The organism is Mangrovibacter yixingensis (genome assembly GCF_020523985.1).
In the GTDB taxonomy this organism is placed as follows: domain Bacteria; phylum Pseudomonadota; class Gammaproteobacteria; order Enterobacterales; family Enterobacteriaceae; genus Mangrovibacter; species Mangrovibacter yixingensis.
This window is the reverse complement of record NZ_JAIVKM010000011.1, coordinates 76,077-82,876: the sequence shown is the minus strand read 5'-3', so window position 1 is coordinate 82,876 and position 6,800 is coordinate 76,077. Positions and strand designations below refer to the sequence as shown.

Annotated in this window: 7 protein-coding genes and 2 tRNA genes; 7 read left to right on the top strand and 2 right to left on the bottom strand. The window is 48.7% G+C overall.

The window, feature by feature from the left end; genetic code table 11:
* Nucleotides 1-42 precede the first annotated feature (42 nt).
* Both LC084_RS21755 and LC084_RS21750 read left to right on the top strand, forming a co-directional pair.
* A tRNA-Asp gene (locus tag LC084_RS21755) sits at nucleotides 43-119 on the top strand.
* An 8-nt stretch (nucleotides 120-127) separates the two neighbouring features.
* Nucleotides 128-203: transfer RNA gene (locus tag LC084_RS21750), tRNA-Trp, on the top strand.
* Between the two features lie 151 nt (nucleotides 204-354).
* On the opposite strand, the gene hdfR is transcribed toward LC084_RS21750, so the two are convergent.
* A complete protein-coding gene (hdfR, locus tag LC084_RS21745) occupies nucleotides 355-1,182 on the bottom strand; it encodes an HTH-type transcriptional regulator HdfR (RefSeq protein ID WP_226574063.1) in 828 nt (275 codons plus the stop codon).
* Between the two features lie 119 nt (nucleotides 1,183-1,301).
* Here hdfR and LC084_RS21740 point away from each other — a divergent pair, with 119 nt between their 5' ends.
* Nucleotides 1,302-1,640: a DUF413 domain-containing protein gene (locus tag LC084_RS21740; protein WP_226574060.1), complete on the top strand. Its 339-nt coding sequence runs from the start codon at nucleotides 1,302-1,304 to the stop codon at nucleotides 1,638-1,640.
* A 139-nt stretch (nucleotides 1,641-1,779) separates the two neighbouring features.
* Here the strand turns inward: LC084_RS21740 and LC084_RS21735 are convergent, their stop codons facing one another.
* Nucleotides 1,780-3,300, bottom strand: coding sequence for a YifB family Mg chelatase-like AAA ATPase (locus tag LC084_RS21735; RefSeq protein WP_226574057.1), 1,521 nt, complete (start codon nucleotides 3,298-3,300; stop codon nucleotides 1,780-1,782).
* A gap of 337 nt (nucleotides 3,301-3,637) precedes the next feature.
* Here LC084_RS21735 and ilvL point away from each other — a divergent pair, with 337 nt between their 5' ends.
* The 4 genes from ilvL to ilvE all read left to right on the top strand — a co-directional run bounded on the left by ilvL (nucleotide 3,638) and on the right by ilvE (nucleotide 6,727).
* The gene (gene ilvL / locus LC084_RS21730; RefSeq protein WP_110027940.1) at nucleotides 3,638-3,736 is read left to right on the top strand and encodes an ilv operon leader peptide; all 99 of its coding nucleotides are present in this window, start codon (nucleotides 3,638-3,640) and stop codon (nucleotides 3,734-3,736) included.
* Between the two features lie 140 nt (nucleotides 3,737-3,876).
* Complete coding sequence (ilvG, locus tag LC084_RS21725) at nucleotides 3,877-5,526, top strand: acetolactate synthase 2 catalytic subunit (protein ID WP_226574054.1); 1,650 nt, start codon at nucleotides 3,877-3,879, stop codon at nucleotides 5,524-5,526.
* The gene (gene ilvM / locus LC084_RS21720; RefSeq protein ID WP_226574051.1) at nucleotides 5,523-5,780 is read left to right on the top strand and encodes an acetolactate synthase 2 small subunit; all 258 of its coding nucleotides are present in this window, start codon (nucleotides 5,523-5,525) and stop codon (nucleotides 5,778-5,780) included. The genes ilvG and ilvM overlap by 4 nt, the downstream gene beginning before the upstream one ends.
* Before the next feature lie 17 nt (nucleotides 5,781-5,797).
* Nucleotides 5,798-6,727 (top strand): branched-chain-amino-acid transaminase, encoded by a 930-nt coding sequence (gene ilvE / locus LC084_RS21715; RefSeq protein WP_226574050.1) that lies wholly within the window; start codon nucleotides 5,798-5,800, stop codon nucleotides 6,725-6,727.
* Nucleotides 6,728-6,800 lie beyond the last annotated feature (73 nt).

The window sequence follows — 6,800 nt, the reverse complement described above, 5'->3', positions numbered from 1 at the left end:
AAGTAATAAGCCATTGTAATGGCTGTTGCAGAAAAATTCGGTGGAGCGGTAGTTCAGTTGGTTAGAATACCTGCCTGTCACGCAGGGGGTCGCGGGTTCGAGTCCCGTCCGTTCCGCCACCCTATTTAGGGGCGTAGTTCAATTGGTAGAGCACCGGTCTCCAAAACCGGGTGTTGGGGGTTCGAGTCCCTCCGCCCCTGCCAGAAATTATCCTTAGCTTAGGCTAAGGATTTTTTTTGCCCAAAATTTGCCATCTCCTCTTATTTACTGCTTTGTCCATTTAGCTCAGACGTACGATAACCGTCATCTGAGCAATTTCCGTAAGAAAATGACTCAACTCTTGTATCCTCCCGATCATTCATGACCAGGGAAGGGATTTTTCAACAGATCATGTATTTGCTGCTGCTTATCACTATTTTGTAACCAGATAGCATATAGCGGCCGTTGGATTGGCTTACTGTGAGCAATTACACTCAGGTCAGGCATGGTTTGAGCCCATCGGACAGGTAGCCAGGTATAGCCGTCCAGTGTTTTCAACAAAGAGCGAGTGATGTTAGCCGAAGTAGTGGTTAGCACCGGGGTACCTTCAACAGCAGTTTTTTCTGCATCGTGATGCTGGAAATCGGGCCCCCACTCTAGCCGTAAATAATTCAGTTCACTGTGGTGTTTCGACGGCGTGGCACAGAAGAGGTTAAGTTCAAAAGTCAGCAACTGCTGGCTGACAAATTCGTCCATTTTAGGTGGCTCTGTCGTCACCAGCAGATCGAGTTGCCGCTCATGTACTTGTTTCACCAGAGACTGGCGCTGAGCAATTCTTGCTTCCAACTGTATTCCTTGGTGTAAAGCATAAATGCTGGCAAGCCAGGGACCTAGCATACATTCCCAGAGCGCAGCGCTTGCACCAATTGATATTTCATTGTGATTGGAAGTATGGGCAACATCTTTTTTGGCCGCGAGCCAGGTGCTCATCAGATTTTCAGCATAAGGTAATAAACGCTCACCAGCACTGGTCAGGCGGATATTATTACGGTGCCGGGTAAACAGGTTTACCCCCAACTGATTTTCAAGTTGCCTGATGCGAAAACTCACAGCTGATTGAGTTAAATAGAGTGCTTCAGCCGCCCTGCCAAAATGTCTTGTTTTGCTCACTTCCAGAAATGTTTTCAGCAATTCTGTATCCACACTTACCTCGTAAAAAAATTTTTGTCGTTATGATTTAAATGTTTTGTTTTACACTCTGTCAAGCGTAACTAATACTCCGCGCCATAAATAGCCTGACAAAAGAATTAGGAGCGTGCAGGATGGCGGAAAGCTTTACGACGACTAATCGGTTTTTCGACAACAAATACTACCCACGTGGTTTTTCACGCCATGGTGATTTCACCATCAAGGAAGCGCAGATACTGGAACGTTTTGGTTATGCGTTTAATGAGCTGGATATAGGCAAGCGTGAGCCCGTTACGGAAGAAGAGAAACAGTTTGTTGCTGTGTGCCGCGGTGAACGTACACCTGCTACCGAAGCAGAGCGTGTATGGGCTAAATATGTTACACGCATTAAGCGTCCAAAGCGTTTCCATACTTTGTCTGGCGGCAAACCGCAGATGGATAGTGTGGAAGATTATTCAGATAATGATGATTAATCAGAAGGGGCTTCGGCCCCTTTTGGCAAACCGGCTCATTCAGATAGTCTCGCTATCTCAGTATATTGTGCCGTTGTCTGCGTAAGTGAATACTTTCACAGAAGGTATGTTTTTCCATCATATTCTGGTCTGTGATGACTTATCCGGTCTGGTTTTGCAGGCGCAATAATAGCCTGTCCATTGCCCGATAACTGAGCGCTTCCAATAGGTGGGACCGGCAAATAGCAGGAGCCTGTTCGAGATCAGCTATTGTTCTTGCGACCTTAGTAAGCCGTTGCCAGGCCCGAATAGATAATCCCAGTTTATGCAGTGTCTCCTCCAGCCAGGCAGCATCTTGTTGTTGTAGCGGGCAATAATAGCGGATTTCCTGGTTAGATAAATGCGCATTCACTTTTTGTTGGCGTGTGTGCTGAAGTTGTCTTGCACGTAATACTCTTTCTCGTACTAAGTCCGTTGTTTCTGTTCCACGCTCAGGTTTACTCAATGAGCCTGGTGGGAGTAGTGGGATCTCAAGTGTTAAATCGAAACGGTCAATAAATGGGCCGGATAGTCTGCTGAGGTATTTTAGTACCTGCTCTGGAGTGCTTCGATTATGCCTTCCTTCATAGTGTCCTGTCGGGCTGGGGTTCATAGCCGCAATCAGCTGGAAGCGTGCTGGGTAGGTTAATTTTGCCCGTGTTCGTGATAAATGAATTTCCCCTGATTCAATCGGTTCCCTCAATGCATCCAGTACCCGCCTTTCAAACTCAGGCAACTCATCCAGAAACAAGACACCATTGTGTGCCAGCGAAACTTCTCCGGGCATGGGGATAGAGCCACCGCCCACCATAGATGTTAGTGATGCACTGTGGTGAGGAGCCCTGAATGGCCTTTGACGCCATTTCCTTTGTAGCATGATAGGAGAAACGAGACTGGTAATCGCCGCACTTTCAAGTGCCTCTGAATCGCTTAATGGCGGTAACAGGCCATTGAGCCGTGATGCCAACATTGTTTTGCCTGTACCTGGTGGGCCTAGTAATAACAGGTTGTGCCCGCCCGCAGCAGTTACTTCAAGTGCGCGTTTACCTTGTTGCTGACCAATGATATCAGCCAGGTCGGTTGTTAGATCTGGGGGAATTTCAGCGCATGCAGGAGGAGAATCCAAATCGAGCTGTTTCTCCAGAAATGCGCAAACCTGCTGTAAATGATCAGCGATCAGGCTACTTTCAGGGTCAATCAGGCCGACTTCATCTGCATTGTCGCGGGCAACAATGAGTTGCCTGCCACACCGCCGGGCTTCTTGAGCAGAGGAAATTGCACCGGGGACACCTCTCAGGTTTCCGGTCAGAGCCAGTTCGCCAATAAACTCAAATTCTGACAGCCGATTGGCAGAGAGTTGGCCAGATGCTGCTAATAGAGCCACGGCAATGGGCAGGTCATAGCGCCCGCCTTCTTTAGGTAAATCTGCAGGTGCGAGATTAATTGTCACCTTGCGTGCAGGAAACGTATAGCCGCTATTGATCAGTGCGGAACGAACTCGGTCGCGGGCTTCTTTAACCGTCGTTTCTGGTAGCCCGACAATCGTTAATCCTGGTAACCCGGCGCTGATATGTACTTCCACTGTTATCAATGGCGCGGTGATACCCAGAGCAGCACGAGTGAAGACAATGGATAGTGACATGGTTCCTCCTTGCCGGGCATTGTGCCTGCCCACAAGCGGCCACACGATAGCGATTAATCATTACTGCGGCGAACCATGAAGACTATTTAGGGGAAGATGCCATCGTTGCAAAAATTTTCAGCCTGATGCGCAGGAATCACTTTTTATTACCACGTGCTGTCATAGTCATTTTGGGTGAAATTATTTCAATCATTACTTTTTGTATTGAAAACAACATGTTTGTTGAAAATTTGCTGTCAGCGTCAAAAATAAAACATAAAAAAATCTTGTCATAGATGAGATATCTATGGTAACTCTTTAGGCATTACTTCGAACAAGACACAAGATCGAACATAAAATGACAGCCCTTCTACGAGTGATTAGCCTTGTCGTGATTAGCGTGGTGGTGATTATTATGCCACCGTGCGGGGCTGCACATCGAAGAAGAATGGCTTAAAAATCAAGTCTGAATCTCGAAAAACCCCCGCACCGAAAGGTCCGGGGGTTTTTTATTAACTAATGTAATGACAATGAGGAACAGAGAATGCGCAATAGCATAAAATCCTGTTTCTATAATAGTGAGACGGGGAACTAACTATGAATGGCGCACATTGGGTGGTACATGCTTTGCGAGCACAGGGGGTTAACACCGTTTTCGGTTACCCTGGTGGGGCAATCATGCCAGTATACGATGCACTGTATGATGGCGGCGTGGAACACCTTTTGTGCCGGCATGAGCAAGGTGCGGCAATGGCTGCGATTGGATATGCCCGTGCAACAGGAAAAACAGGGGTGTGTATTGCCACTTCCGGTCCCGGTGCCACTAACCTGATAACCGGCCTGGCTGATGCGTTGTTAGATTCTATTCCCGTTGTAGCTATCACAGGCCAGGTGGCGGCTCCGTTAATTGGTACGGATGCTTTTCAGGAAGTGGATGTCTTGGGGTTATCACTGTCCTGCACCAAGCACAGTTTCCTGGTTGAATCGCTGGATGAGTTGCCTCGTGTTATTGCTGAAGCTTTCGAAGTGGCCAATAGTGGCCGTCCTGGCCCTGTACTTGTCGATATCCCCAAAGACATTCAGCTAGCTGAAGGTGAACCAGAACCCTGGCTGGCAAGTGTTGAAGAACCTGCGGCCGAATACACTGAGGCGGATATCGCTCAGGCGCGGGATATGATGTTATCTGCCCACAAACCGATGTTGTATGTCGGTGGTGGCGTTGGTATGGCTAGGGCTGTTCCGGCCTTACGGGCGTTTATGTCCAGTACAGGTATTCCTGCTGTAGTAACCTTAAAAGGGTTGGGCGCAGTGGACCCGGCTGACCCACTCTATCTCGGTATGCTGGGAATGCATGGCACAAAAGCGGCGAATCTTGCGGTGCAGGAATGTGATTTGTTGATTGCAGTCGGCGCCCGTTTTGATGACCGCGTAACGGGGAAATTAAATACCTTTGCTCCCCATGCCAGTGTGATTCATTTGGATATCGACCCGGCAGAGATGAATAAATTACGCCAGGCGCATGTTTCTTTGTGTGGTGATTTGAACCAGGTATTACCCGCCTTGCAACAACCGCTGGACATTCAGGACTGGCAGCACCAGGTTTCTGTATTACGCGAAACACACCCATGGCGATATGACCACCCGGGAGAGGCGATTTATGCGCCCTTGTTGCTCAAACAATTATCTGAACGTAAACCGGCTGACAGCGTAGTAACCACCGATGTTGGTCAACATCAGATGTGGGCAGCACAACACATGGAATTCACCCGCCCTGAAAACTTCATCACATCAAGTGGACTGGGTACCATGGGGTTTGGTTTACCTGCCGCAGTAGGTGCCCAGGTAGCACGGCCTGACGATACTGTTATTTGTATCTCTGGTGATGGTTCCTTCATGATGAACGTTCAGGAGCTGGGTACGGTAAAACGAAAACAGTTACCTTTAAAAATCGTATTGATGGATAACCAGCGATTAGGCATGGTTAGGCAATGGCAGCAATTATTTTTCTCCGAACGTTATAGCGAAACCACTCTCACCGATAACCCCGATTTCCTCACACTGGCCAGCGCCTTTGGTATTCCCGGCCAGAGAATTACTCGAAAAGACCAGGTCGAAGCGGCCCTGGACGCGTTACTGAACAGTGACGGACCTTATCTGCTTCACGTTTCCATCGATGAATACGAAAACGTCTGGCCTCTGGTACCACCTGGTGCCAGCAACTCACAAATGCTGGAGAAATTGTCATGATGCAACATCAGTTAGCTGTACAGGCCCGTTTTCGTCCAGAAACACTGGAGCGTGTTCTGCGTGTTGTCCGCCACCGCGGGTTTCAGGTTTGCGCCATGAATATGGCATCTTCTGGTAACCCGGATGAAATTAATATCGAATTGACCGTTGCCAGCCAACGGCCAGTCGAATTACTGTTTAGTCAATTAAGTAAGCTGGTTGATGTCGCTTATGTCGCTTACCAGCAGCAAACATCACAACAAATACGCGCATGAGCGCAAAAGGAAGAACAATGACGACGAAAAAAGCTGACTACATTTGGTTCAATGGTGAGATGGTTCCTTGGGGTGAAGCGAAGGTGCACGTAATGTCACACGCACTCCACTACGGTACCTCTGTATTTGAAGGTATCCGTTGCTACGATTCTCACAAAGGGCCAGTAGTGTTCCGTCATCGTGAACACATGCAGCGTCTGCATGATTCAGCAAAAATCTATCGCTTCCCTGTTTCTCAGAGCATTGATGAACTGATGGAAGCCTGCCGCCAGGTACTGCGTAAAAACAACCTGACCAGCGCATATATTCGCCCACTGATTTTTGTTGGTGACGTTGGTATGGGCGTGAATCCGCCAGATGGCTACTCAACAGACGTTATCATTGCTGCGTTTCCGTGGGGGGCTTACTTAGGTGCAGAAGCGCTTGACCAGGGGATTGACGCAATGGTTTCTTCCTGGAACCGTGCCGCTGCAAATACCATCCCTACCGCTGCTAAAGCCGGTGGTAACTACCTTTCTTCTCTGTTGGTCGGTAGCGAAGCACGACGTCACGGTTACCAGGAAGGTATCGCTCTGGATGTCAATGGATACCTGTCTGAAGGGGCTGGTGAAAACTTGTTTGAAGTGAAAGATGGCATTCTGTTTACTCCGCCATTCACCTCTTCTGCGTTGCCCGGTATCACGCGTGATGCCATCATCAAACTGGCGAAAGAGTTGGGCATTGAAGTGCGTGAACAAGTTCTTTCCCGTGAGTCACTGTACCTTGCTGATGAAGTCTTCATGTCCGGTACCGCGGCAGAAATCACTCCAGTACGTAGCGTAGATGGCATCCAGGTTGGTGCTGGCCGCTGTGGCCCGGTCACCAAACGTGTTCAGCAGGCGTTCTTTGGCCTGTTTACTGGTGAAACCGAAGATAAATGGGGTTGGTTGGATCCCGTTAATCCGTAAGAGCCCTATAACAAGACAAGAATATGTCCCGGCCAGCCGTTCCCCGGCCGGGAAAATGTACAGACTGGAGTGA